This is a genomic window from Flavobacterium aurantiibacter (genome assembly GCF_002251775.1).
Taxonomy (GTDB): Bacteria; Bacteroidota; Bacteroidia; order Flavobacteriales; family Flavobacteriaceae; genus Flavobacterium; species Flavobacterium aurantiibacter.
On sequence record NZ_NOXX01000218.1, the window covers coordinates 1 to 25,182 of the forward strand.

General features: G+C 38.7%; 25 protein-coding genes and 1 tRNA gene. 17 read left to right on the top strand and 9 right to left on the bottom strand.

The annotated features are described in order from the left end of the window. Window positions 1-528 (top strand): hypothetical protein (locus CHX27_RS12730; protein ID WP_207758963.1); only part of this gene is annotated, 528 nt, incomplete at its 5' end. 808 nt (window positions 529-1,336) lie between these two features. After that, complete coding sequence (locus CHX27_RS12740; RefSeq protein ID WP_094487144.1) at window positions 1,337-1,732, top strand: helix-turn-helix domain-containing protein; 396 nt, start codon at window positions 1,337-1,339, stop codon at window positions 1,730-1,732. A gap of 5 nt (window positions 1,733-1,737) precedes the next feature. On the opposite strand, the gene CHX27_RS12745 is transcribed toward CHX27_RS12740, so the two are convergent. Both CHX27_RS12745 and CHX27_RS12750 read right to left on the bottom strand, forming a co-directional pair. Next, window positions 1,738-2,049 (bottom strand): YtxH domain-containing protein, encoded by a 312-nt coding sequence (locus tag CHX27_RS12745; protein ID WP_094487145.1) that lies wholly within the window; start codon window positions 2,047-2,049, stop codon window positions 1,738-1,740. A 3-nt stretch (window positions 2,050-2,052) separates the two neighbouring features. Continuing rightward, window positions 2,053-4,050 carry a glutamine--tRNA ligase/YqeY domain fusion protein gene (locus tag CHX27_RS12750; RefSeq protein ID WP_094487146.1) on the bottom strand — a complete coding sequence of 666 codons (1,998 nt, stop codon included), beginning with the start codon at window positions 4,048-4,050 and terminating at the stop codon, window positions 2,053-2,055. 45 nt (window positions 4,051-4,095) lie between these two features. Here CHX27_RS12750 and folB point away from each other — a divergent pair, with 45 nt between their 5' ends. The 3 genes from folB (at window position 4,096) to CHX27_RS12765 (ending at window position 5,052) form a co-directional block, all read left to right on the top strand. Beyond that, window positions 4,096-4,470: a dihydroneopterin aldolase gene (gene folB, locus CHX27_RS12755; protein ID WP_094487147.1), complete on the top strand. Its 375-nt coding sequence runs from the start codon at window positions 4,096-4,098 to the stop codon at window positions 4,468-4,470. Between the two features lie 115 nt (window positions 4,471-4,585). Then, window positions 4,586-4,798, top strand: a complete 213-nt coding sequence (locus CHX27_RS12760) for a hypothetical protein (RefSeq protein WP_094487148.1) — start codon at window positions 4,586-4,588, stop codon at window positions 4,796-4,798. After that, window positions 4,795-5,052 (top strand): type II toxin-antitoxin system RelE family toxin, encoded by a 258-nt coding sequence (locus CHX27_RS12765; protein WP_094487149.1) that lies wholly within the window; start codon window positions 4,795-4,797, stop codon window positions 5,050-5,052. Before CHX27_RS12760 ends, CHX27_RS12765 begins: the two co-directional genes overlap by 4 nt. Window positions 5,053-5,107: 55 nt before the next feature. On the opposite strand, the gene CHX27_RS12770 is transcribed toward CHX27_RS12765, so the two are convergent. The 4 genes from CHX27_RS12770 to rnr all read right to left on the bottom strand — a co-directional run bounded on the left by CHX27_RS12770 (window position 5,108) and on the right by rnr (window position 9,110). Further along, window positions 5,108-5,178: transfer RNA gene (locus CHX27_RS12770), tRNA-Cys, on the bottom strand. Window positions 5,179-5,512: 334 nt separating this feature from the next. Next, window positions 5,513-6,196 carry a LysE family translocator gene (locus tag CHX27_RS12775; RefSeq protein WP_094487150.1) on the bottom strand — a complete coding sequence of 228 codons (684 nt, stop codon included), beginning with the start codon at window positions 6,194-6,196 and terminating at the stop codon, window positions 5,513-5,515. A 66-nt stretch (window positions 6,197-6,262) separates the two neighbouring features. Beyond that, window positions 6,263-6,937: a head GIN domain-containing protein gene (locus CHX27_RS12780; protein ID WP_094487151.1), complete on the bottom strand. Its 675-nt coding sequence runs from the start codon at window positions 6,935-6,937 to the stop codon at window positions 6,263-6,265. Next, window positions 6,930-9,110, bottom strand: a complete 2,181-nt coding sequence (gene rnr / locus CHX27_RS12785) for a ribonuclease R (RefSeq protein WP_094487152.1) — start codon at window positions 9,108-9,110, stop codon at window positions 6,930-6,932. The genes CHX27_RS12780 and rnr overlap by 8 nt, the downstream gene beginning before the upstream one ends. A 676-nt stretch (window positions 9,111-9,786) precedes the next feature. On the opposite strand from rnr, the gene rpiB reads away from it, so the two are divergent. After that, a complete protein-coding gene (gene rpiB, locus CHX27_RS12790; RefSeq protein ID WP_094487153.1) occupies window positions 9,787-10,218 on the top strand; it encodes a ribose 5-phosphate isomerase B in 432 nt (143 codons plus the stop codon). A gap of 2 nt (window positions 10,219-10,220) precedes the next feature. Beyond that, a complete protein-coding gene (locus tag CHX27_RS12795) occupies window positions 10,221-12,338 on the top strand; it encodes a Tex family protein (protein ID WP_094487154.1) in 2,118 nt (705 codons plus the stop codon). Window positions 12,339-12,373: 35 nt separating this feature from the next. Here CHX27_RS12795 and CHX27_RS12800 read toward each other — a convergent pair whose 3' ends face one another. Next, a complete protein-coding gene (locus tag CHX27_RS12800; protein WP_094487155.1) occupies window positions 12,374-12,613 on the bottom strand; it encodes a twin-arginine translocase TatA/TatE family subunit in 240 nt (79 codons plus the stop codon). 148 nt (window positions 12,614-12,761) lie between these two features. Here CHX27_RS12800 and CHX27_RS12805 point away from each other — a divergent pair, with 148 nt between their 5' ends. From CHX27_RS12805 to rffA, 9 genes are all read left to right on the top strand, one after another. Then, window positions 12,762-14,252 carry a GH3 auxin-responsive promoter family protein gene (locus CHX27_RS12805; RefSeq protein WP_094487156.1) on the top strand — a complete coding sequence of 497 codons (1,491 nt, stop codon included), beginning with the start codon at window positions 12,762-12,764 and terminating at the stop codon, window positions 14,250-14,252. Window positions 14,253-14,655: 403 nt separating this feature from the next. Continuing rightward, window positions 14,656-16,344 carry a DUF6909 family protein gene (locus tag CHX27_RS12810; RefSeq protein WP_094487157.1) on the top strand — a complete coding sequence of 563 codons (1,689 nt, stop codon included), beginning with the start codon at window positions 14,656-14,658 and terminating at the stop codon, window positions 16,342-16,344. Window positions 16,345-16,354: 10 nt separating this feature from the next. Beyond that, window positions 16,355-17,332: a hypothetical protein gene (locus CHX27_RS12815; RefSeq protein WP_094487158.1), complete on the top strand. Its 978-nt coding sequence runs from the start codon at window positions 16,355-16,357 to the stop codon at window positions 17,330-17,332. 5 nt (window positions 17,333-17,337) lie between these two features. After that, window positions 17,338-18,201, top strand: coding sequence for a glucose-1-phosphate thymidylyltransferase RfbA (gene rfbA / locus CHX27_RS12820; protein ID WP_094487159.1), 864 nt, complete (start codon window positions 17,338-17,340; stop codon window positions 18,199-18,201). Further along, window positions 18,198-18,746: a dTDP-4-dehydrorhamnose 3,5-epimerase gene (rfbC, locus tag CHX27_RS12825; RefSeq protein ID WP_094487160.1), complete on the top strand. Its 549-nt coding sequence runs from the start codon at window positions 18,198-18,200 to the stop codon at window positions 18,744-18,746. Before rfbA ends, rfbC begins: the two co-directional genes overlap by 4 nt. Next, window positions 18,743-19,546: a dTDP-4-dehydrorhamnose reductase gene (gene rfbD, locus CHX27_RS12830; protein WP_094487161.1), complete on the top strand. Its 804-nt coding sequence runs from the start codon at window positions 18,743-18,745 to the stop codon at window positions 19,544-19,546. The genes rfbC and rfbD overlap by 4 nt, the downstream gene beginning before the upstream one ends. Before the next feature lie 11 nt (window positions 19,547-19,557). Next, window positions 19,558-20,484, top strand: coding sequence for a glycosyltransferase family 2 protein (locus CHX27_RS12835; RefSeq protein ID WP_094487162.1), 927 nt, complete (start codon window positions 19,558-19,560; stop codon window positions 20,482-20,484). Continuing rightward, complete coding sequence (locus CHX27_RS12840) at window positions 20,474-21,268, top strand: acyltransferase (protein ID WP_094487163.1); 795 nt, start codon at window positions 20,474-20,476, stop codon at window positions 21,266-21,268. The genes CHX27_RS12835 and CHX27_RS12840 overlap by 11 nt, the downstream gene beginning before the upstream one ends. A gap of 2 nt (window positions 21,269-21,270) precedes the next feature. After that, a complete protein-coding gene (rffA, locus tag CHX27_RS12845) occupies window positions 21,271-22,407 on the top strand; it encodes a dTDP-4-amino-4,6-dideoxygalactose transaminase (RefSeq protein ID WP_094487164.1) in 1,137 nt (378 codons plus the stop codon). A 9-nt stretch (window positions 22,408-22,416) separates the two neighbouring features. On the opposite strand, the gene CHX27_RS12850 is transcribed toward rffA, so the two are convergent. Together CHX27_RS12850 and CHX27_RS12855 are read right to left on the bottom strand one after the other, a co-directional pair. Beyond that, on the bottom strand, window positions 22,417-23,301 hold the full coding sequence (locus CHX27_RS12850) for a hypothetical protein (RefSeq protein ID WP_094487165.1): 885 nt from the start codon (window positions 23,299-23,301) through the stop codon (window positions 22,417-22,419). A gap of 3 nt (window positions 23,302-23,304) precedes the next feature. Next, on the bottom strand, window positions 23,305-24,249 hold the full coding sequence (locus CHX27_RS12855) for a hypothetical protein (protein ID WP_094487166.1): 945 nt from the start codon (window positions 24,247-24,249) through the stop codon (window positions 23,305-23,307). Window positions 24,250-24,455: 206 nt separating this feature from the next. Here CHX27_RS12855 and CHX27_RS12860 point away from each other — a divergent pair, with 206 nt between their 5' ends. Beyond that, window positions 24,456-24,989, top strand: a complete 534-nt coding sequence (locus CHX27_RS12860) for a hypothetical protein (RefSeq protein ID WP_094487167.1) — start codon at window positions 24,456-24,458, stop codon at window positions 24,987-24,989. Window positions 24,990-25,182 lie beyond the last annotated feature (193 nt).

Below are 25,182 nucleotides of genomic sequence, written 5' to 3' on the forward strand. Positions count from 1 at the left end.
GTTCAATTTATTTTACTTCAAATAATTTCACCCAACGGGTTAATGAAAAATCATTTTTTCTTAGTCTTCACTACTCTATTTTGCATCATATGCAATGCCCAAGACTCAATTATTGGTCAATACATTGGCGAAAATTACAAAAAGACCAAAAATAATTCATTTGTTTCCAAAGAGTTACTATTTTTAAAAAATAAGGATACAATAAAATTGAACTTAAAGTTACCTATAGATACTTCAAAAAATATTGTAAATGATTTAGGCTTATTTTTTAATTGTCATTTGAAAAAAGATACGATTTATAAAATAACCCTAAAGAAAATATTATGGAGTAAAATTCCAGAAACGGAATATAGTTACTACAGAATAAATTTGATCTCGAAAGAACCAGACTCATATGAGTTTATCGAAGTAAATAGGAACACGCCTTATGGATATCGTGGAAATTACGGTAAATACGTTGATATGAACAATATCATATATGAAATCATAGGAATAAGTCCAGACGAAACATGCTTTTTTTCTCACTAAATTTATTTAAATCGATAGCGAAAACTCGTCAGCGAAAATTAAAGAAGCTCTCTTAAAGCTACATAGCTAGCGAATTTCCACAACTAAACATAGCGGAAACACGTACGGCAAGTAATCAAAAAGTAACAAATGCGGCTGCAATTGTGACGAGTGTTTATAGCAAATTTGATCTACCTATACCTATTTTGAATCCAATGATTGAATTTAATGACATTTACTTCTATTTCAACAAATCCAAAATCAAAAAATACTACTTTCATCCCGACCACCTCGGTTCAAGCACCTATATTTCAAACGATTTGGGCCAAGTCTCGCAACACGCCGAGTACCTACCCTTTGGCGAAATCGTTACTTTAGCAAATAGTATTCTAACACCAATAAAAAATAAATGCTTGGTGAGAAAACTTTTAGTTGACGAACACAAGAATTCGANAAATTTATAAATGATTTTTCGTAATCCGTTGGCCATTGGTTACGGAGCAAAATAAAATCATCATGAAAAAAATGATGTGAGCAATTCACGCAATAATTTTGCAAAAAATGCAATAATCTTGCGTAAAATGCAATCAAATAAACAATAGGAATTCTGGTTATATAATTCAAAAAAAATATTACAAAATTATCGCGTTTATTTACCGAGATAAAAGTATAAAATTATCGAAATAAAATAAAATTAAAAATTATATAATATTGATTTTAAATTTGTTACATTTTCATAACAACGTAACAACGTTGTTAAAATATCGTTAATATTTAATAACGCTTAGAAAAATGTATAATTTTGATTATCTATTAAATGTCCCAAACTATGAAATTAGCTTTTGCAAAGAAAATACGTCAGTTGCGACTTTTAAAAAACCACACAGTTAAAGAAGTTGCTTTTTACCTAGAGATAGACGCTTCAACCTATCACCGCCTCGAATCAGGTAAATCATCAAACTGGCTGAAATACTTACCTAAACTTCTTGAATTCTATAAAATAAACGAAGAACAACTTTTTCTCGGTTTACCCGAAGATGTAGTTGCACGTAAAGCAGTCGAAAATAATCATGCTGCGGATAGCTATCTATTAAACTTCTTTCAAAAAGAAATCGAAAAAAGAGACGACTTACTAAACGGATTGAAAAAAGACCTCGAACAACTGCGCGCACTGAACGACAAACAATTTAAAGAACTACGATTTCTTAAAAAAAATACGTTCTAGTTGAACTATAGTTTTGCTTTTAAACTGTCTAGCTTTTCCTGAAGAGTACGCAAGATTTCTGCCGCACCATCGTCGGCTTTAGAAACTAATTCGTCTACCGTTTCACTTAACTGCTCTTTGGTTATCTTTTGCGACTCGGCTAGTTGCAACAACTCTTGGATTTTCTGCGCAATTTTATCTTTTTGCTCGCCAATGCTGTCTTTAATTTTCCGACGCGTTTCGCTTCCTTTATCAGGAGCAAATAAAACACCTAGTGCCAAACCAGCAACTGCTCCCAAAGCGGCTGCTAGTAGTACTTTTGTTTGATCTTTACTCATAATCTACGCTTTTAGCTGTTCTAAAATTACTTGCAATCGCACATCGGAACGCGCTACCAAACCTTCGAATTTCTCTGCCATTTCGGCATCCATTTCTGCGTAGCGCAACAAATCGTTTCCGCTGTACAATAAAAGTACAAATAACAACGAAACCTTGTTGTTGTTAATGTTCTTTTTAACAGCTTGTTGCAACAACGAGAAGTTCTTTATTTGTTTTAAACGAGCTTTCAATTGCGCTAATAAAGCCATTTGCTCGTTCTCGTCGGTTAGTTTAAAATACCTATTGAGTTCTTTAAGCGAATTATTAACCAAGTTTTCGTCTTGCTTGCCTTTCTCCTCCCAAGAATCTTTTAAAGCTACCGTTCGGTTAAAAATCAGCTTACTTTCTGAACTATCCGTATCTACACAGAAATAACCCAATCGTTGAAATTGGTACCGATTTCCGACCGCAGCTGTTTTTAATCCGGCTTCTACTAAGCCCGTGACGGTTTTAAGCGATTCTGGGTTTACAAATTCGAGGAAATTTCGCTCTTTGTGTGCATCGGGTGCCTCATCTAAAAATAATCGATCGTAGAGCCTTATTTCGGCTGGTATTGCCGTAGCAGCATCAACCCAATGAATGGTTGCCGCTACTTTTCGTTCGCTAGCTTCGGTACCGCTTCCGCTCAAACTGTCGGGATCGTAAGTGGCGTGAACGGCTGTAATTCTTCCGTCTTCATCTTTTTCTACCGCAGTTGCTTTAACAATGTACGCATTCTTCAAACGCACCTCTCCTCCTATCGACAAACGGAAAAACTTTCCGGTTACCTGTTCCATGAAATCGTCACGTTCGATGTACAGTTCTCGTGAAAACGAAATGGTTCTAAAACCTGCGTTCGGATCTTCTTGATTGTTTTCTGCTTTAAGCGAAAGATGTTCGCCCCCCGGGAAATTCGTAATAATCAGCTTAACCGGATCGAGCACTGCCATAACACGCGGCGCTGTTTTATTTAAATCTTCGCGAATGCAATGCTCCAATACCGAAACGTTTATCAAATTGTCGCGCTTGGCAATTCCGATGGTTTCAGCAAATTTTCGAAGCGATTCGGGCGTATATCCACGTCGACGCAAACCGGAAATGGTCGACATCCGCGGATCGTCCCAGCCACTAACGTATTTCTCATTTACCAACTGCAACAATTTCCGTTTACTTACAACGGTATGACTCAGATTACGACGCGCAAATTCGCGTTGTTTCGGACGAATTGCCGTTCCAGTACCAATCTGATCTAAAAACCAATCGTACAATTCGCGGTGTGGTAAAAATTCGAGCGTACAAAACGAATGTGAAATTCCTTCCAGGAAATCGCTCTGGCCATGTGCCCAATCGTACATCGGATAAATACACCAACCGGAACCCGTGCGGTGGTGGTGCTTGTGTAAAATACGGTAAATAATCGGATCGCGCATGAGCATGTTAGGTGAACTCATGTCGATTTTAGCGCGTAAAATGTGTGTTCCTTCTGCAAATTCGCCTGCTTTCATGCGTTGAAACAAGTCGAGATTTTCGGCAACCGTTCTGTTTCTGTATGGCGAATCGACACCAGGTGTTGTTGGTGTACCTTTTTGTTCGGCCATTGTTTCCGACGTTTGCGAATCGACGTAGGCTTTTCCTTTCTCGATGAGCATCACCGCCCAGTCGTACAGTTGTTGAAAATAATCGGATGCATAACATTCGCGATCCCACGAAAATCCGAGCCAGGCAACGTCGCGCTTAATAGCATCCACGTATTCCTGTTCTTCTTTTGCTGGGTTGGTATCGTCGAAACGCAGGTTTACAGGAGCCTGATAATCAATTCCTAAACCGAAATTTAAATTGATTGCACTGGCATGTCCGATGTGCAAATACCCGTTAGGTTCGGGTGGAAATCGGAATCGCAATTCGTTTCGATTTAATCCAGTTGCGAGATCATCTTCAATAATTTGCTCTATAAAATTAAGCGACTTGGCTTCGGTTGACATTTTTCGGTAATTTGCTACAAAGATATAAATCCCTTTCGCAGAATTATGGCAACAGTTAGTGCTTCGATTGTATTAGATGAAATTCGTGTTTACGCATACCACGGATGTTTGGCAGAAGAAACCAAAATAGGTAGTGATTATCGGGTTCGATTGCGGGTTTGGGCCGATTTATCGAAGTCGGTTAGCAGCGACGAACTTTCGGATACGGTCGATTATGTTTTGTTAAATCGTATTGTAAAAGAAGAAATGGCGATCCCATCGAAATTACTGGAACACGTTGCCGGACGTATTTCTGAGCGAATTTTCAGAGAAAGTGCTTTGGTTGACGAATTAGAAGTTGAAGTAAGTAAGATAAACCCGCCGATTGGTGGCGATGTGAGTTCGGTAATGATTTGTTTGAGGGAGAGATTGAAAGACTGAAAGATTAAAAGATTGAAAGATTTTGGAATAATAGATCCGAGTTTAATTAGTTATCTTAGGATTGAAAAATTCAAGATTGTTTTTGATTAGACAATAAACATTAAAAATAAAAAATATGTTAACTGTACATCCGCAATACATTACTGATGCACACGGAAATAAAATTTCTGTCGTTCTTCCGATGAAAGATTTCGAAGCCATTATGGAAGAGTTGGAGGAGTTGGAGGACATCAAATTATACGATAAATATAAACAGGCCAACGAACCTTCATTTCCGATAGATGAAGCGTTTACGTTGATTGAAAAAAAGCGGGCTCAAAAAAAATGAGGTATAAAATTACATTACGAAAAAATGTGATAAAGGTCTTAGAGAAAATAAATGAACCTTATTATTCAAACCTCAAAGAAGCTCTTTATCAACTTGCTGAGAATCCGCGTCCAGCAGGATGTAAGAAATTAAAAGGGCGTGACGGATACCGAATCCGAGTCAGTGATTACAGAATTATTTATGAAATTTTAGATGATATTCTTGTTATCGATGTAATTGCATTAGGACACCGAAAAGACATTTACAAGGGTTAGATTTTCTTAAATCCAGATCAAAAAAAAACCTTCAGAGAAATCTGAAGGTTTTTAGAGGCATCGAGCGGATTCGAACCGCTGTAGGAGCTTTTGCAGAGCCCAGCCTAGCCACTCGGCCACGACGCCATTGCGGTCGGCAAATGTAAGTAATTATCTCAAAAATCAAAGCATTTGCATAAAACTCGGGAAAAAATCTTTGTGGAAGTATCGATTTTCTTAGCAACGATTTGTTTGGTAACGATTGCCGCGGCAGCGATAGAGCGATTAGCCCGCAGTTTAAAAAAAACTAAAATAACAAAAAAACCGCGACGGCAGAAGCGCGTTTTTGCCGTTTAATTTTAGCTTTTTTTAAACGAGGACTAGTAGCGAAAGCGCGGGGGCCGCTATGAAGATTTAAAGATTGAAAGATTGAAAAAAGTAAAAGGATTTAAAAAATAGAAAAAATCAAAAAATTTGATAACTATTCGTTGGGTTCGATGATTTCGACTGCTTTTTTCACCAATTTTTGATCGCTCGGAAACCAACCTTGCAGCATAATAGATATTCCGAAAATTATTAGTAAAATACTGGTAATCTGTTTAATAAGAGAAATATTTTTCGGAGTCATTTTTGATTTTAAACGTTTTGCTGCCAACATTTTAACTAGGTCGATTAGCAAATACGACCCAATTACCGAACTAAAAAACACGATTAAACGACTCATTTTTAATTCTAAAGCGGGTCCGAAGGTGATAAAAATAAGCAACCAAAAACCGAGTACTCCGACGTTAATGAAGTTCAATAAAAATCCTTTTCCGTAAAGTGCTAGATAGTCTTTTTTTAGAATTTCGACTGTTTCGGGCTCGATAGCAACTTTTGAATTTCGCCGCAATTTTATAAACGAAATTAAGCCGTAAGTTACCATTATCAAGCCACCGAAAATAAAAAGTGCTGGTTCGTCTTGCAGGTTGTTTATTAAGCGATACGAACTGAAATACGCTACGGCGATGAATACAAAATCGGCCGTAACCACACCTAAATCGAATACCAAAGCGGCTCGTAATCCTTTAGTTGCGGCGGTTTCCAGTAGTACAAAAAAAACTGGTCCAATCATGAAGCACAGCAAAAATCCGAGTGGGATTGCCAGTAAAATGTCGTGCAGCATTTATTTGTTTTGCGTTTGCGAATGGCTAAGGTAAAGAAAGTAAACTAACTTTCCACGGTTTCGGCGTTATTTACGAACAATAGTGCCACCTAAAACACGTGTTTCGTTGAGGTTTTTTGGGTTTCCGTACACTTCGATGGTTCCGCCGGCGCGCACTTTAGCATTAACAGTTTCGCTGGCTTTTACTTGTGCATTTCCACCGGTAGTTATTGTAACAGTAGTTTCTTCGGTTTGTAAATCTTTACCTTCAAACCTACCACCAGTTCCGATGCTAATTTCTTGAACCGCTGCCCTTCCTGCCAATACAATAATTCCGCCGGTTGTAGCTCTGCTTTTAGCGAAATCAAGTTCAGTATTTATTCGAATTTCAGCACCTTCTTTAGCTTCAAAATCAATATTCTGACCTTGAAGCACATCGGTATTCGAAACAGAACTGCCTTCGTTTGCTTCTACACGCGTAATATTCTTGTAATGTAAAATAACCTTTGTAAACTCGCCATCCAGCAACTTTTTTAATGGCATCCGAATTTTCAAAACGTCGTTTTTCTGAACGAGCGTAACCTCGTTCTGATATGCTCCGGAAATTTCGGCTTTAGTTTCGTTTGCTGGTACGAGTACGAGGGTAATTCGGTCGAAAACCTCAATTTTGGAAAAATCGGTTAATGAAAGCGTTTTGGATTTTTGCGCTACAGTTGAAACTGAAAAAAGCAATACAGTTATAAATTGAAAGACTTTATTCATTTTTTCTTAAGTAATGAAAATCGAGTTGTTTTTTGACTAAATCGGCATTTTTTACTTTAACGAAAACTTCGTCGCCTAATTGTATAATATTTTTAGAGACAGCACCAACCAAAGCGTACTGCTTTTCGTCGAAGGTATAATAGTCGTCTTTAATTTCCCGAATTCGACATAAACCTTCGCATTTGTTGGAGACAATTTCTACGTAAATGCCCCATTCGGTTACGCCGGAAACCACTCCGAGAAATTCTTCGTCTTTGTGATCTTGCATGTAGCGAACTTGCATGTATTTGATGCTGTCGCGTTCGGCATTAGTGGCCAAAACTTCCATATCAGAAGCGTGCTTACATTGTTCTTCGTAAAACTCGGCATTTGCTGAGGCGCCGCCTAACAAGTAAAATTGCAACAAACGGTGTACCATTACATCTGGATAACGGCGAATTGGCGAAGTAAAATGCGAGTAATAATCGAATGCCAAGCCGTAATGACCAATGTTTTGTGTTGAATATTTGGCTTTACTCATGCTTCGAATGGCCAAAGTATCCACTAAATTTTGTTCTTTTTTTCCTTGAGCATCTTCTAAAATCGAATTCAAAGATTTGGCAATATCTTGCTTAGAGCGGAAGTTGATTTTATAACCAAATTTTGCAATAACGGTTTGGAAGTTAATCAGCTTATCTTCATTGGGTTCGTCGTGGATACGATATACAAAAGTTTTCTTCTGTTTACCGATGAATTCGGCTACTTTACGATTAGCCAAAAGCATAAATTCTTCAATCAAATGGTTGGCATCTTTAGCGATTTTAAAGTACACGCCTTCCGGATCGTTGGTTTCGTTGAGGTGAAATTTTACTTCCACTTTATCAAACGAAATGGCACCGTTTTGCATGCGTTGCTTTCGCAGAATTTTTGCGAGTTCGTCGAGTTTTAGTACTGATTTTACGATGGGTTCCGGAACTTCGCGATCGGTTCCCGTTAGCGATGTTGCTGTGGGAATTGTATGTTCGGCAGTTTCGATGATGTGTTGAGCTTCTTCATACGCAAATCGGAAATCAGAATAAATAACCGTTCGACCAAACCATTGGTTTACAATTTGCGCCTTAGCATTGATTTCAAATACAGCAGAGAACGTTAGTTTTTCTTCATTCGGACGCAACGAACACGCGTAATTAGAAAGTACTTCGGGAAGCATAGGTACCACTCGATCAACGAGATAAACCGAAGTTGCTCGATTAAACGCTTCTTGATCGAGTATGGTTCCTTCTTCTAAATAATGCGACACATCGGCAATATGCACACCAATTTCGAAGTTTCCGTTTTCAAGAAACTGAAACGACAAAGCGTCGTCGAAATCTTTTGCATCTTTCGGATCTATCGTAAACGTGACTACCTTTCGCATATCACGCCGAGCAGCAATATCGACAGCAGTAATTTGGGTGTCGATACCGTCGGCAAAAGCTTGTACTTCCGCAGGGAAATCGGCGGGTAAACCGTACTCGGCAAGTATTGCATGAATTTCTGTTTGGTGTTCACCAGGTGCTCCAAGAACTTTGATTACGGCTCCGAAGGGCGAATCGGCTTTGGCTGGCCAATCTTCAATTTTTACCAGCACAACATCGCCTTGTTTGGCACCGCCGGTTTTATCTTTTGGGATAAAAATATCGGTGTACATTTTCGGATTTGCGGTACTGACAAACGCAAAGTTTTTTTGGATATCAATTACGCCAACAAATTCGGTTTTATGACGTTCGATAATCTCGATGACTTCGCCTTCCGGTTTCTTTCCGCGACGGCGGTTGTACACATAAACGCGCACTTTGTCTTTATCTAGCGCATGGTTGAGGTTGTTTGTTGGAATAAAAACATCGTCTTCAAAATCTTCGCAGATGAAGTAGGCGGTTTTCCGCGTGGTCATATCGATGGTTCCTTCGTAGTAATCCGGCGAAACGGCTTTTACGAGGTATTTTCCAGGTTCCGATTCGATGATCACTTTTTGAGCGGCCAGAATTTTTAAATCTTTGATGATTTCATTTCGGCTCTTGGTGTCGTCGAGTTCAAGAACAGCGGCAATTTGTTTATAGTTAAAAGCTCTGTTCGGATATTTAGAGAGAATTTTTAGAATTTTCTCCGAATAGGTTTTCACCTTCTTTCCGTGCTTTTTTGGAATCTTTGTCATAGTGTAATCGTTGTTACGAAGGTACAGCGAAATGTGTACAGGTTTACAAAAGCAATATCGAAGCTTTGAAATTGAACCGAAATTTAAAGCTATGAACAAACAATTAATAACAACAAATTAATTTTAATTATAGAAATATATATGTGTTGTTGTATAGTGTGTTGATTTGTACAAAAAGTATTTTAGCGTTTAGTTGATTCTTAGCTTTTACTTAGTTGTAACGATTTATTAACATTATCTTAACTTTGCACTGGTTTCATTTTGAGCTTTTTACAAACTTTATTGACAATTGTAGAAAAACCACCGAAACTAGTTTTCGTCAGCTTTTTCACAGCCTAACTTTTGTTAAGAAATCGTAAAAACTAGTCGATAACTTTTCAAAAAATAAGGCAAACTTTATTTGATAATCTCGCGGGAATTTTGTCTTGTAAAAAAATCTGATTTCACACAAAAAAATCTGTTAGAAGTTATGTTGATTTATCAACAAAAAAACCACAATGCTTCTTGTCTTATTTTTAAGACTTTAACATATTTTATCAACAATTCGCTGAATATCAGGCTAGATGTCGCAATAAATGAATTTAAGTAGTCAGATTTTCAACGACTTAGGTTTTTGAAGAAATCGACTTATTTTCGAGCTGCGAAACGTACCTTTGTGCAACACAATTACAGTATTATGATTATTTCGATAGGAAACGACCACGCCGGGCCCGACTACAAAAAGGCGATAGTTGCCCATTTAGAACAACTCGGACACCAGGTTTTAAACCACGGTACCGACACCACCGCCAGCGTAGATTATCCGGATTTCGGGCATCCTGTGGCAGAAGATATCGAACGCGGCGCGGCACAGTTCGGAATTGTAATTTGCGGTTCTGGAAATGGCATTGCTATGACTGTAAATAAGCATGCGCAAATTCGCGCTGCACTTTGTTGGACCAAAGAAATTGCGCAATTAGCTCGTTTACATAACGACGCCAATGTAATTAGCATTCCCGCTCGATTTACCAGTGTGCAACAAGCTGTGGAGCTGGTTGATGTGTTCTTGAACACCGAATTTGAAGGCGGGCGTCATGCAAACCGAGTTGCTAAAATTGCTTGCTCATAAATATGACAGAAATTGCTTTTGTTGTTGAGAAAGCGGGAATTCCTTCGCCCGTTGTTACAGCTGTTTTAGACTTATTGAACCAAGGCGCAACCTTGCCTTTTATAGCGCGGTACCGAAAAGATGCCACTCAGAATGCCGATGAGGTTGCAATTGATGCCATTTCGAATTTTGCCAAACAATTTCGCGAACTCGAGAAACGCAAGAAAACTGTTTTTCAAGCATTAGACAAACAGGGAATAAACGATCCGAAATTGCGTGAAGCAATGCAAAACGCCGATAGTTTGGTGGTTTTGGAAGATTTGTATTTGCCTTACAAACAAAAGCAGCAAACGCGCGCAGCCAAAGCCCGTGCGGCGGGATTGCAAGGACTGGCCGATGCGATTTTTCAACAGAAGTCGGTTGATTTAGAAGTATACGCGTCACAGTTTTTAAATGTAACTATTGTAAACGAAGATTTGGCTTTGCAAGGAGCGCTCGATATTGTTGCCGAGCAGTTGAGCGAAATTCCCGCCGTGCGAACGTCGGTACGAAATACCATGCGCAAACAAACGCTGATGCAAACAAAAGTGCATCCGAGTTGTACCGAAGAGCAGAAAGCAAAGTACGCGCAGTACATCGATAAGCAAGAATCCTTATCGCGCGTACCGCCGCATCGGTTTTTAGCCATCCAACGAGCTGAAAACGAAAACGTGTTGAAACTCCGGTATGAGGTCGACGATGATTATTTAGAACAACTAATTATTCGCAACGCCAGTTTTCGGAAACAACCCGATTCGTATTTACAAACAGCGGTTTCCGACAGTTTAAAACGATTGATAAAGCCAAGCATTTTAAACGATGTGTTGCAGGAGGTTAAAGAAAAATCGGATCGCGCTTCGATTGTTGTGTTTGCCGCTAATTTAAAGCAGTTGTTGTTGGCGCCGCCTTTGGGAGCCAAGCGCATCATGGGTATTGATCCTGGTTTTAAAAGCGGTTGTAAAATAGTGTGTTTGAACGAATACGGCAGTTTAATGCACAACGAAACGATTTATCCGCACGACGGAGGATCGGCTGAAACGATGGCTATAAAAAAAATCGGCAGTTTGGTACAATCGCACAAAATTGAAGCCATTGCGATTGGCGACGGAACAGCTTCGCGCGAAACGGAACGCTTCATTAAAAAAGTACCTTTTCATTCCGATGTTCAAGTTTTTGTGGTTTCGGAAGCAGGAGCATCGGTGTACTCGGCATCGAAAATTGCACGAGATGAGTTTCCGAATTACGACGTTACCGTTCGTGGTGCGGTTTCGATTGGTCGACGATTGGCCGACCCGCTTGCCGAATTGGTTAAGATAGAACCTAAGGCGATAGGAGTGGGGCAATACCAACACGATGTTGACCAAAATTTACTGAAAGAAGAGCTCGATAAAACCGTTATGTTGGCTGTTAATGCGGTTGGCGTTGATTTGAATACGGCCGGAAAGTCGATCTTAAAATACGTAAGTGGAATAGGGGAGAAGCTTGCCGAAGAAATAGTGAAATTTCGGGAAGCCAACGGCGGATTTACCAACAGAAAACAGTTGCTTGAGGTTCCGGGTTTGGGTCAGAAAACATTTGAACAAGCTGCGGCTTTTTTGCGCATTACCAACGGAAGTAATTTGCTCGATAATTCGGCGGTACATCCGGAAGCGTATGCTGTTGTTGAAAAAATGGCGAAAGTTCTGGGAATTACGGTGGGCGAATTGATTGGAAACAAAACAGAGATTGCCAAAATTGCACCGTCGGATTTCGTTACTGAAAAAGTGGGAGTTTTAGTTTTGAAAGATATTTTAAAGGAACTGGAAAAGCCCGCTCGCGATCCGCGGAAGAAAGCTCAGGTTTTAGAATTCGATTCGACAATTAAAACAATTGACGATTTACGGGAAGGTATGGAATTACCGGGCATTATTAACAACATTACCGCTTTTGGTTGCTTTGTGAATATAGGTATCAAACAAAGCGGTTTGATTCATATTTCAAACCTCGGACAAGGATTTGTTAGCGATGTTTCATCGGTTGTGAAATTGCATCAACACGTTCGAGTTCGGGTATTGTCGGTAGCGTTGCAAACCGGACGAATACAGCTGGCACTACTTAAATAACAACTACAAAAAAACCGCCTTAAAAGCGGTTTTCTTTATTCTTTGTGAACTTTAGGTTCGTCGTTTAAAGGCGAAGAAGGCTGGATTGGGTCGCTCGAAACGGGCTTTGATGGCGTATCGTCTTTAGCAGCGTTTTTAAATTCTTTAATTCCGCTACCTAAACCTTTCATTAATTCCGGAATTTTTCTTCCTCCGAAAAGCAACAAAACAACCACTAAAATTAAAACCCATTCGGTTGGTCCAAAGCTGCCTAAAAATATCATTGAAGCAATCATAATTCAAATTGTTTATCGCTACAAAAGTAAGATAATTTTACTGTTTGTATTCTTAAAGCTATTACAATTGTGTAGCGATAGAAAAAAAATCGATTTTTTGATTGTACTTCTTTACCAAAATCGGCGGTTGCATAGTAACTTGCGCCTCATGTCGGTTAAAGCTTTTTTATCAAAATACGTTGCAGCACTAGCGGTTGCAAAAACCAAAAAATGGGCTTCGCAGCCTGTCGTTACACAACAACGCACTTTTGAAAAACTGATTCGGCGCGCTGCAAATACGCAGTTTGGGACAGATCATCGTTTTTCGGAAATCCGTTCACATGCCGATTTTGTTGCCCGCGTTCCCATCCGAGATTATGAAGCCTTAAAGCCGTATGTAGATCGAGTTGTTGCCGGAACACCCGATGTACTTTGGCCCGGAAAACCGCGGTACTTTGCCAAAACTTCGGGAACAACATCAGGCGCAAAGTACATTCCGATAACCAACGAATCGATGCCGTTTCACATTCAAGCTGCGCGCGATGCTATTTTGCATTACATCCACGAAACAGGCGACACTAAAGTTGTAGATGGAAAGATGATTTTCTTGCAGGGAAGTCCGATTTTAGAAGAGAAAAATGGCATACAATTGGGACGACTTTCCGGTATTGTTGCCCATTATGTTCCAAAATACTTACAGAAAAACCGACTTCCTTCTTGGGAAACCAATTGTATAGACGATTGGGAAACCAAGGTTGATGCGATTGTTGAGGAAACGATAAAAGAAGATTTGTCGATCATAAGCGGAATTCCGAGTTGGGTACAAATGTACTTTGAGCGTTTGCAAGAAAAGTCGGGTAAAGCAGTTGGCGAGTTGTTTCCAAACTTCAATTTGTTTATTTACGGTGGAGTGAATTACGAGCCGTATCGCAAGAAATTTGAGCAATTGATTGGGAGGAAAGTCAACAGTATAGAGCTCTTCCCAGCATCGGAAGGCTTTTTTGCTTATGCCGATTCGCAGCAAGAGGAAGGCATGCTGTTGTTGTTGAATTCTGGAATTTTCTACGAATTTATTCCTGCCGATCGCTTTTTTGAAGAAAATCCGCCGCGACTAACGGTTGGTGAGGTAGAACTGGGCGTGAATTACGTTTTGATATTATCGACTAATGCAGGATTGTGGGCGTATAACATTGGCGATACGATTCGGTTTACATCGCTTTCGCCGTATCGTCTGGTGGTTACGGGTCGCATCAAGCATTTTATCTCGGCATTTGGGGAGCATGTAATTGGCAAAGAAGTGGAGGAGGCTTTGCGCACCGCTTTAACGGATTCGGAAGCTGTGGTGAGTGAGTTCACCGTGGCTCCGCAAGTTGCTCCAGATTCGGGTTTGCCCTATCACGAGTGGTTTATTGAATTTGAACAAGAACCGGAAGATTTGGAATCGTTTGCTTTAGCTATAGATATAGCATTACGGAAGCAAAACAGCTATTACGACGATTTGATTTCGGGTAGTGTATTACAGGTACTGAAGATTTCGGTGGTTCCCAAAAACGGATTTCAGGAGTACATGAAGAGTCAAGGTAAATTAGGTGGTCAGAATAAGTTACCGCGATTGAGTAACGACCGAAAAATTGCAGATTTCCTGACGAGATTGTTATAAACCTTTTATTTATTGGAGTTTATGGGTTGATTTTTGAAAAAAAAGCGACAGTAAAGTAGCGTGACTTTAACATACGTAATATTGCAATATTACCTCATATATAGTGTTGAAATTCAAAAATATAAAATCCAATACTTCTCTCAAATGTAAGTAACGTTCATAAACTTATAAAAATTAATCTGATTTATTTTCCGCGAAAGCGTTTAACTACTTTTCATTCCGCGAAAGCGTAAAATTTAGCAACGATTTTAACTTCATACAGTTGCCTCAAGAATACAAGTCGGTCAGTGATCTGAAAACACAGTATTGAAATTGAAACAACACACTTAACCATTTAGCAAAAACGGAGGCAACTAGAATACAAACGAAAAAACCTACATTTGCAGGTTAGTAAACTTTGCACATGAGCGAAATTAGAAATGTACACCGCAGTAGAGCCCAAGAGTCGTCGGCTGCGATTGAACGATTATATATTACCATCCGACACCTTTTTAACCGTGGTTTTTACAAACCAATGGGTGTATCAGGGGAAACGTTGAGAGAAGCACTTTTATCGCTCCGACCCGAAATTTACGGAAGTATAGCTGAAGAAAAAGTGGAGCTAAATGGCTTGCTTTACGTCATCGAGCGTCTGCCAACGGGTATAGAAGAGTGTCGTTTTATCAACTTAATTTCCGACGAAGGTTATACCAATAGTCATTTTACCGCGATCGTTCCGCCGAAGCGTAAACGCAATTGTTACCGCATAGACGAGGAGCAAATGAATGTGGTAATTACCCGAGGACGTTCGGATATTTACGACATTTTAACGCACCTGACGTTCATTTTTATCGAATCGCACAAAATTAAAGATCGCGTTTTATTGGACGATGGAGGCGAGTTGTCGCGCGATTGGTTAAAGCTTGAACAAGCCGTTAAAACTTCAAAGAAACTCACCTTAATTGAACGTGAAAAAGCAGTTTCACATACGGCAAATATTCTTGGACGCAGTTTTTCGGAAGTGAATGCTATTTACGATTCGTTTGGCAGCGCCGAAAAGCCCGACCGATTTTTGAGCGTAGTTTATTGGTTAGGAAAATTGGCTTTGGAAGAAGTTTTGGAAAATAAAAAACGCACTATTTCTTTCAGCCCGATTTTACGCGAACGTTTAGGACATCACATTCACGGAGAAATTTGGGCACACAATATCAAATCGACCTTATTCGCCAACGGATTACTTGATCGTGAAATTCACATCATCAGTGCCAATATGCACTCGGTAATGAATTCGATTTTTGCTGCCGGAATTCAAAAAAACAAGACCGAATCTGGTATCGATTTCAAGTTGTTTGAAGAGTTAAGCAGCAGTGGTGCCAAAGAATTGCGTTTAAAGGTAGAGAAATTGGCATTGGCAAACGGAATGATTTCGATGCCAGATACTTCGGGAACAAACATTGATGTTCAGATTTTCGATACTGCTATAATCGATTGGAAGAAAACGGCGTTTCCGAAAGTTAAAACACAAGAAAACGGTCCCGTATTAATCGTGATGGATTATGCGTTTGGCGAACAGGCTTATGAAACCATCGATGAATTGTTGAAGCCTTTTGTGCAACCCGATGGTGTGAAACAACATTTGAATGTGGCTTCGGTTTCAATTATGGGTAAAGCCGGTATTTTAGAAGGAGGAAAAGGCGATATTATGATTCCTTCGGCGCACATCAATGAAGGTACGGGCGACAACTATCCGTTTGAAAACGAGTTAACTGCTGAGATGTTAACCGGTTACGACATTCCAGTTTGTGCGGGTCCGATGGTAACAGTATTAGGAACCTCATTACAGAACAAAGATTTGTTGACGTTTTTCCACAAGTCAACTTGGGGTGTAATCGGTTTGGAAATGGAAGGGGCGTATTATCAGAAAGCCATTCAATCGGCTTCCAAAATTCGAAAAAGCATACCATCCCAGGTAAAAGTTCGTTATGCGTACTATGCCTCGGATAATCCGTTAGAAACGGGAAGTACTTTAGCTTCGGGTGGTTTAGGAACAACCGGTGTTAAGCCTACCTATTTAATTACAATAAAAATTTTAGAACAGATATTTAACTTATAAATTTATAACAATGAATAAGAACACTTCAGAGAAACCTGAAAGTGAAGAAATTGACTTTTCTCAAATCGGTAACCGCATAACGGATAGTTTCTCAGCCTTTAAGGCAACAGCTTTTCGGGCTATTTTGTTTGTAAAAAGAAAAATCATCATACTTACGGTACTACTTTTTTCGGGTTTCGGTCTTGGTCTTTTTCTCGATAAAACGCTAACGAGTTATCGTCATGAAATAATTGTAACACCAAATTTTGGTTCAAACGACTACCTATATTCTAAAATAGAGCAGTTCAATTCTAAAATCATTCAAAAAGATACACTATCGTTAACCAAATCAGGGTTTAAAGATCTTCATCAAACGGGAAAGCTAACCATTGAGCCAATTATAGATATTTATAAGTTCATCAAAGACAATGAACAAAATTTTGAATTAATTAAGCTTATGGCTGAAGACGGTGACCTAGAGAAAATAGTTACGGATAAGATCACAAGTAAGAATTACCCTTATCATGTTTTGACATTTGAAACCGCGAATAAAGTATCTGAAGAAGGGTTTGTCAAACCTTTAATAAGTTATCTAAACGACTCTAATTATTTTAATCAACTAAAGGAAGCTTATAGAAATAATCTGGCAATTAAGATGAAGGCGAATGATTCGATTATTGGCCAGATAGATAGTTTTCTCAATACATTTAAAAACAGTACCGCTAGTAATTCGAAAAGCAGTAGTTTGGTGTACTATAATGAAAACACACAACTCAACGAAATCATTAAAACGAAGGAACTACTATTTGCAGAGCAGGGTTCATTACGGATTGATTTTATTAACAGCGATCAGATAATTAAAGAAATAGTTGTTTCAACAAATTTAAAAAACATAAAGTCGATTAATGGCAAACTTAAGCTAGTATTACCAGTACTTTTTGTATTCTTTTACTTGTTCATTTATTTCTTTATGGTCTTTTACCGAAATGAGAGCAGTAAGCTAAAATAGAAAAAATGAAAGGAATCATTCTCGCAGGCGGCTCCGGTACGCGCCTACATCCGCTTACACTGGCAGTAAGTAAACAGCTTATGCCGATTTACGACAAACCGATGATTTACTACCCACTATCCACTTTAATGTGGTCGGGAATTCGGGAAATCTTAATCATTTCCACACCACACGATTTACCACTGTTTCGCCAACTCTTGGGAGATGGTTCTCGCTTGGGTTGCCGGTTTGAATACGCCGTTCAAGAACATCCGAACGGCTTGGCAGAAGCATTTATTATTGGCAAAGATTTTATTGGCGGCGATAAAGTAGCTTTGGTTTTAGGAGACAACATTTTCTACGGAACGGGACTTGCAGATTTATTACAAGCAAACAATAATCCTGATGGTGGAATTATTTACGCCTATCACGTACAAGATCCAGAACGCTACGGTGTAGTAGAATTCGATAAGCAAGGAAAAGTGCTTTCTATCGAGGAGAAGCCGGTTGTTCCAAAGTCGAATTTTGCCGTTCCTGGAATTTATTTCTACGATAATCAAGTTGTAGAAATTGCCTCCAATATCAAACCGAGTGCACGTGGTGAAATCGAGATTACCGATGTTAATAAAGCCTATTTGCAACAAGGAAAGTTACAAGTGAGCATACTTGATCGCGGAACCGCTTGGTTCGACACCGGAACGTTTAATTCGCTTATGCAAGCATCGCAGTTTGTTCAAGTTATTGAAGAACGACAAGGTTTAAAGATAGGTTCTATTGAAGAAGCTGCTTTCAAAATGGGATACATCGACGCGCAGCAACTCGAAGCATTGGCGCAGCCCTTATTGAAAAGTGGGTACGGAAAACATTTAATTGAAATTATCAACGGATGAAAGCTATAGAAACGACTTTAAAAGGCTGTTTCGTTCTAGAACCCACGGTTATACCCGACGGTAGAGGCTATTTTATGGAGAGCTTCAACAAAAGGAAGTTCGCCGATGCGGTAGGTCACGAGGTCGATTTTGTGCAAGACAACCAATCGTTTTCCACTCGCGGCGTTATTCGCGGCTTGCATTACCAACGGGGCGAGCATGCTCAGGCAAAACTAGTACGTGTTTTACATGGTGAAGTTTTAGATGTGGCGGTTGATTTACGACCCAATTCGCCAACCTACGGTAAAGTGGAAACCGTTTTGCTTTCCGAAGAAAACCAGAAACAGTTTTTCGTTCCACGCGGTTTTGCACACGGATTTGTGGTATTGTCTGAAACGGCAGTTTTTTTCTACAAGTGCGATAATTACTACAATAAAGCTAGTGAAGGCGGTGTGTTTTACAACGATCCGGATTTAGCTATCGATTGGCAGATAACAGAGAAAGAGCTCATTATTTCTGAGAAAGATCAAAATCTTCCATTCCTAAAAGAAGCGTTGCCGGTATGAAAGTGTTGGTAACTGGAGCAAACGGACAACTTGGGCAGTGTTTGCAAGAACTGGCGCCACAATTTCAAAATCTCGAGTTTACATTTTGCAGCTCACATGAACTAGACATTACCCAGCAGTCGCAAATCGAGGATAAATTTTCAGAACTCCGCCCCGACTTCTGTATCAATGCTGCGGCCTACACGGCAGTAGATAAAGCCGAATCCGAGTCAGATCGCGCCTTTCTAATAAACGAAACCGCGGTTGGTTACTTAGCATTGGCTTGTAAAAAATACAATACTTCACTTATACACGTTTCAACCGATTTTGTTTTCGACGGAACTAAGAACACGCCGTATCAAGAAACCGACGCAGTAAATCCTTTAGGTGTTTACGGGCAAAGTAAACTAGCGGGAGAGCAGCGCATTCAGGAAATTTTGGAATCATTTTATATTGTTCGAACGTCTTGGGTGTATTCTGATTACGGACACAATTTTAAGAAAACCATGCTGCGTTTAGGCAAAGAACGCGGAGCTGTTTCTGTGGTAAACGATCAAAGAGGCTGCCCGACGCATGCAATCGACTTAGCGCAGGCATTATTGGCTATAGTAAACGCAAAAAATCATAAAGCGGTACCTTACGGTATCTATCACTTCTGTGGAAACAATGAAATGACTTGGTATTCGTTTGCAATTCAGATCTTTGAAGAGGCAGAGCTGAAAGTTGCAGTAACGCCAATTCCAACTTCCGATTTTCCAACGCCTGCAAAAAGACCGGCTTATAGTGTTTTAGATCGCAGCAAGTGGGATCAAACTTTTTAAAAAGAAGCCCAATGAAATTATCAGTAGTTTCTCCGGTTTATAACGCTGAGCGCATAATTCCAACCTTAGTTGAAAGAATCGAGAACGCAGTTTCGCCGATTTTTAATGACTATGAAATTGTTTTGGTAGAAGATTGTAGTTCGGATAATAGTTGGGCAGTCATTGAAGCACTAGCTGCAAAGAATCGACATGTTGTCGCTGCAAAACTCAGTAAGAATTTTGGGCAACATCCAGCTATAATGGCAGGTTTGTCTTTGGCCACAGGCGATAAAATTGTGGTTATGGATTGCGATCTGCAAGACCAACCCGAAGAAATAGAAAAGTTATTTAAAGCAATGCAAACAGGTTACGACATTGTTTTAGCCAAGCGCAGTAACCGACAGGACGGCTTTTTCAAAAAACTCTTTTCGCGAATATTTTTCAAAACCTATAGCTATTTAACCGACAGTAAATTCGATAATACTATAGCAAACTTTGGTATTTACGATCGCAAAGTTATCGATGAGGTTTTAAAGATGAGTGATTATATCAAGTCGTTTCCGCTCTTTGTAAATTGGGTTGGCTTTCGTACTACGTCAATTGAAGTAGTTCACGCGAAAAGAGCAGAGGGAAAAACTTCATATACCTACAGAAAGTTATTTAAATTGGCATTTGATACCATAATATCATTTTCCAATAAACCTTTAAAGATCTTTGTAAAGATTGGCATGCTTATTTCCTTGATTTCATTTCTTGTAGGAATCTATACACTTTACAAGTACTTTGCAGGTGAAATAAAAGTTTTAGGTTATAGTTCGATCATGATTTCGATTTGGTTTTTATCTGGAATGATGATTACCATCACTGGAGTCGTGGGTATTTATATCGGAAAGATCTTTGATCAATCGAAAAACAGAAAGCCGTTTATAGTAGAAAAAACTGTCAATTATGAATCGTAAGAATATCTCTGCCGACGAAATTTACATCGGAACGAACACCATAATTGAGCCTTCCGCAGTTATTCGAGGGATTAATGGAAATGCACTCCGTGTTGTTATTGGAGATAATTGTTACATTGGAACGAATGTGCAAATTATTTGTGATGATTTTTCTCTTGGTGATTATTCCAAAATCCAACACGACACCAATATTCACGGGTATTTGCCTTGCCATATCGGTCATAACGCTTGGATTGGTCAGTTTTCTATTATCGACTCGATAGGAGGAACTACGATTGGAAACAACTGTGGAATAGGCGCCCATTCGCAGATTTGGAGTCATATTAAGTACGGCGATACGTTGGAAGGTTGTCGGTTTTTGTCGGAAAAGCCCATGCAAATTGGCAACGATGTTTGGTTTGTAGGACATTGCATCGTTTCACCGATACTTGCCGCTGATAAGTCGATGGCCATGGTGGGTTCGGTGGTTACTAAAGACATGAATTACAACGAAATTTACGCAGGTTCGCCAGCAAAGTCGATTTCGGACAAGATAGGATTTCAATTTAAAGAAGTTTCGGTGTCGGAGAAATTCCAGAAAATGCGCACCTATTTGCAACAGTGGAATCCTAGTGCTAGATCTATTGAAATTGTTAGTGACGTTTCTGAAATAGATTTTTCTAAAACTGACATTTCATTTTTCAACGTTTCCGATCGCACTTACACCAAGAGAAGTAGTGAAGAAGAAATTGCATTTATGAAGTTTCTGCTTCCAGCGAAAGCAAAATTTACGCCAATAATCTGATAATGAAGACCCCTTTCAATAAACCGTATTTAAGCGGAAGAGAAACTTTTTACATTGAAGACGCGGTAAAAAGGGGTAAAATATCAGGGAATGGCGTTTACACACAGAAATGCCAGAAATTTTTTGAAGATAAGTACGGATTTTCGAAGTGCTTACTTACCACTTCTTGTACTGCTGCGCTTGAAATGGCCGCGATTTTAGTGGAAATTGAACCAGGCGATGAAGTGATTATGCCTTCGTACACATTTGTTTCTACTGCCAATGCATTCATTTTGCGCGGTGCCAAAATTGTTTTTGCTGATAGTCGATCCGATCATCCAAATATAGACGAAAACAGTTTAGAATCCTTGATTACGGCGCGTACCAAAGCTATTGTTGTGGTTCATTATGCCGGTGTTGCCTGTCACATGGAACCGATAATGGCACTTGCAAAGCAACATGATTTATTTGTAATTGAAGATGCAGCGCAGGCAATCGATAGCTATTACACTTTCGCCGACGGCACTAAAAAGGCTTTGGGTTCCATCGGTCATTTAGCGGCTTTTTCATTCCACGAAACCAAGAATATTATTTCTGGAGAGGGTGGGATGTTAGCGGTAAACGATGAGCAATTTGCGAAGCGTGCCGAGATTATATGGGAAAAAGGAACCAATCGCTCGTCGTTTTTTAGAGGGGAAGTCGATAAATACGGTTGGATAGATATTGGAAGTTCTTTTTTACCATCTGAAATAGTTGCCGCTTTTTTGTGGGCACAGCTCGAAAATTTAGAGGACATTCAGCGCAAGCGCAGAGCTATTTGGGAAGCCTATCACCAACAATTAGCGTCTTGGGCGCTAGCAAACGGCATTAAATTACCTCAGATTCCGAATTACGCCACCAATAACGGGCACATGTTTTATTTGATTTGTAAGAGTTTAGAACAAAGAACGGCGGTTATAAATCACTTAAAAGCGCACGGAATTTTAGCGGTTTTTCATTATTTGAGCTTGCACAAGAGTCTGTTTTATAACGAACGCCACGATGGAAGAAGTTTAGTGAACAGCGATCATTTTACCGATGTTTTAGTTAGATTGCCGCTGTATTATGAATTAGCGGTTGAGGAAGTGATTAGGGTTTTAAGGGAGTTTAAAAAACCATAAAAGATATTTTTAATCGAACTGAGGGAAGTTTAAAAAAAAGTTACCATTAGTTACTTCAATTGTGTCGCTTGCGTCATTTGGATTTTGCCCAACAAAACTGTAAGTTCCTCGTATTAGATTAAAAACTCGTTCGGTTACTTCTAATGTTCCAGTACAGTCGTAAACCAAATATTCATGGGTTTCCGTATTATATTTTGCAATCTTAACCGAGTTAGTTATCGAATTATTGTTAAAAGAGTAGATCCCAGGAGTAGAATTTTGCCGATTAAATTTTAGTAAAATCTTAAATTGATCGTCACTAAGTGTGTGAAGCGTTAAATTATGATAATCTGACGGATTATCCTTACGCATATAATGATGAATTGTCTTCCAATCTACACCATTGATTTTGGCTGTATTATTTAAACCTAGTATGATAGGAACAGATTCAATTACAGGTAAACTAAAAGAGCCATTAACAAATTTAGATTGAGAATTTAGGTTATCGGGATCGGCATACAAAAACCCCGAAAAATTACCCTCAATCCTATTTAATATTGTATCGTAAGAAGTAATTTCTAATGAATAGAAATTAGAGCTAAAATTCCTAAAATTGTAAAACTTACGCCAAACGCCAAATTCAAAGTAATCAATATGAATCTGCCCTATTTTGCCCTCTTTTGAGATTTTAATGGTGGGTTCAAAATCGAACGAACGCGTTTGAAATATAATTTTATCTTCAATTAAAAATGCATTGCGAGCTGTTAAATCCGTTAACGCACCATTAACATAGAGTTCAAATTTGTTTTCTGGGGCAACCACTTCGGGTTCTATCTCACTAACAGCTTCTGTATTATCTGAACAGCCAATATTAGAAAAAGCAATCAAAGCACTGATAAGAATAAGTCTTTTCATGAATTAGTAAGTTTGAAAATTACGAAAAACCCCATCGGTTACTTGAATAGTCTCAGCAGGATTATTTGGGTTGGTAGCTAAAAATGAAAATGTACCTATATGTGAATATCTTCGGGCACCGTGGAATTCGCGATATGAATAACTTATAACTCCCGAAACTATATAATCTTCAAAACTATTTGAATTTAAATTAAAACGTTGAAATTTTACATAGTTACCAATGCTGTTTGGGTCGAACTCAAAACTTCCAGGAGGCGTATTTTCAGCGATGTGTATTATAAATCTGTAATCGTCTTCGGCAGTAAAAGTACTCTCAGACCCAATTTCTTTTGCAACCCAACTTTCTCCGTTAATTAATGCGGTGCAATATTGCGGTATGCTTTGATAGAAAAGGCTCAATAAGTTTTCATTAACTCGAACGAAATTTTTGTTTAAAATCCCCCTAATATTTCGGTGGTAGGAGGCTAAATTATTAACATCACTATATAGTTTTCCTTCAAAGTCGATTGTAAGTGTATTATTTACATCATTGATTTCAAAATTGTGTACTTGCATAAAGTTAGCAGGAAAATTTTGATAGTTTCGAAAGTTAAACTGGTTATTATATGGAGCACCTTCATATAAAAAAAGTGTTCCCCTCAAAAAATCTCCTGATTTTGTATAGGTTAAAGATAAACTTATAGGTGTTGCACCTACTAAAGTTGCACCTAGAACTACAGCATCATTATAGACGGTTACGGACAAATTCGGGTTATCTATTGTTGAAAAATCGGTTTTAACTCCGTCAACAGCGATGTAATATTCGGGGGGCGTTTCATTTATAATCTCAACTACCTCATCAGTAGATGAGCATGAAAGGATAAAGTTAAAAAAAATCGCAAAGAAGATTATTTTTAAAACTACACGATTTCTAATTAAAGGGTGGACATCATTAAACTTTGTTATCATATCTGGATTTGGGTAAATGATTTTATGTAGTACAAGGTAGATTTTTTTTTTGAGATACGAATATTGATTGTTTATCGTTAGTGTTGAGAGGATTTAGCAAATCGGAGAGAAAATGGACTCCGTTAACTCTGTTATTTTCAGCTAACAACTCATTAATTATTTGGATAAATCGATAAAAGCAATATTTTTGCGCAAAATTAAAAACCATGAAAATTAAGTTATTCTTAAGTTTATTTTTAGCAATCTTTCTTTTAGCTTGTAAAGGCGAGAAACAAACTGAGCAAGTGGCGGTTGAAAAGCCAGTAGATAGTAAAGTTAAAATTGTCGTAGACATGATAGTTCCTAAAGACGACTCCTTTCAGATCTTTTACACAGAGGACGGAACATCTGTTTTCAACGAAGAGAAGTCTGTTAGAGTTAATGTAAAAGGACAGCCGACTACTCAAAAGATCGTTTTTAATTTCCCAGAAGACGTAGCATTTAGTTTTTTAAGGTTTGATGTTGGAGAAAATAAAGAACAGCAACAAATGAAAATTGAAAATTTCACAGTTGATTATTTTGGTAAAAAATTCGAAGCGAAAGGAAATTTATTTTTCCAATTTTTTGCACCAAATGAACAGCTTACTGTTGACATGAACGGCTCGACCTTTGTGCCTAAAAAATCGGGAAATATACATGACCCGATATTTTATCCACTCGAACCTCTGGGAGTAGAGTTAGAAAAATTAGTAAAGTCTTAAATAAGTCCTATAGCCGCCTCAATCCAAGGCGGCTTTTTTAATTCTTAATTTAAATGGTTATAATTTATTAAAAAACAGCTAATTTTAGATCAAACAACCGAAATCACACAGTGCTACATCAATTACTAGTCTTATTACATATTAAAGGCTTATTTTTCAACCTCTTTAGATATAAAGTTTACTTCTCTTTTTC